Annotated in this window: 1 protein-coding gene; it reads right to left on the minus strand. The window is 78.1% G+C overall.

Annotated features, from left to right (window positions below; translation table 11 throughout):
* A partial coding sequence (locus RT91_RS18980) for a Sua5/YciO/YrdC/YwlC family protein (RefSeq protein WP_035189316.1) occupies positions 1–1,472 on the minus strand: 1,472 nt, incomplete at both ends.

Consider the following 1,472-nt stretch of genomic DNA (forward strand, 5'->3'; position numbering starts at 1 on the left):
GGCCTCGATCACGCCGTCCGCGGCGTCGGCGAGGGGGAGTCCGGGCGCGGGGCCGGTTATGTCGTCCACGGTGTCGGCCAGGGATTCGAGCAGGGCCGGCCCCTGCCCTTCGAAGCTGGCGACGCGGCAGAGGCCGAGCAGGGCGGCGGCGGCGTCGAACAGCCTTCCGGCGGCGCCGGTGCGGTGGCAGTTGAGCTCGCGCGCCCAGGCGGCGCGGGCGAGCGCGGCACCTTCTTCCGGCAGGAGGCCGGCGGGCGGGTCGATCCCCGCCGCCCAGCAGAGCGCGGCGGCGCTGCGCCAGGGGGCGCGGGAGGCGGCATCGCCGCCTTGCAGGCGGAACGGGCGGAAGCGGGCGACGCGGCGCCAGGCGCCGGGGCGGCCGAGCAGCGCCTCGCCGCCCCAGAGCGTGCCGTCCGGGCCGAGGCCGACGCCATCCCAGGTGAGGACGAGGAGCGGCGCGGCGCCGGGCGCCATCTCGCCGGCCAGGGCCGAGGCATGGGCGTGGTGGTGCCAGACCGGGACGATGTCGAGCCCGCGCGCGCGGGCCTCGGCGCGGGCCCAGCGGGTGCTGGCATAGCCGGGATGGGCATCGACCAGCAGGCGGCGCGGGGCGATTCCGTAGAGGGATTGCAGGTCGGCCGCCATGCGGGCGAGGCCGGCGAGGGCCGCGGGATCGTCGAGATCGCCGAGATGCGGCGAGATCACCACCCGGTCGGCGAAGCCGAGGGCGATGGTCGATTTCATGTGGCCGCCCAGGGCCAGCACCGGCTCGGCGAGGCGGAACGGCAGGGCGCGCTCGATCGGGCAGAGGCCGCGCCCGGCGCGGAGGATGCGGGGCGCGCCGTCGATGATCCGCAGCACGCTGTCATCGACCGGGCGCTCGATCGGGCGGTCGTGATGGAGGAAGGCGTCGGCGATGCCGGCGAGCGCGGCGGCGGCGTCCGGGTCGGTCAGCATCGGCTCGCCGGAGCGGTTGGCGGAGGTGGCAACGAGGGGCGCGCCGAAGCCCTCGGCCAGCAGATGGTGCAGCGGGCTGTCGGCCAGCATGGCGCCGATGGTGCCGAAGCCGGGCGCGATCGCGGGCGCCAGCGGCGCGCCGGGGCGGCGGGGCAGCAGGAGGATGGGCCGGGCCGGGCCGCGCAGCGCGGCGCGCGCGGCGGCATCGGCGGCGACGCAGGAATCGAGGGTCCGCGCATCGTCGGGGAACAGCACGGCGAAGGGCTTGTCCGGCCGGCTCTTGCGGTGGCGCAGGGCGGCGACGGCGGCTTGGTCCGCCGCGTCGCAGAGCAGGTGATAGCCGCCGACGCCGCGCACCGCGACGATCAGGCCGCGACGCAGGGCGGCGAGGCCGGCGGCGAGCGCGGCCTCGCCGCCGGCGGACGGGGCGCCGGCGGCCTCGAACCGGCAGTGCGGGCCGCAATCGGGGCAGGCGACCGGCTCGGCGTGGAAGCGGCGGTTCAGCGGGTCGGCGT

The organism is Acidiphilium sp. JA12-A1 (assembly GCF_000724705.2).
GTDB lineage: Bacteria > Pseudomonadota > Alphaproteobacteria > Acetobacterales > Acetobacteraceae > Acidiphilium > Acidiphilium multivorum.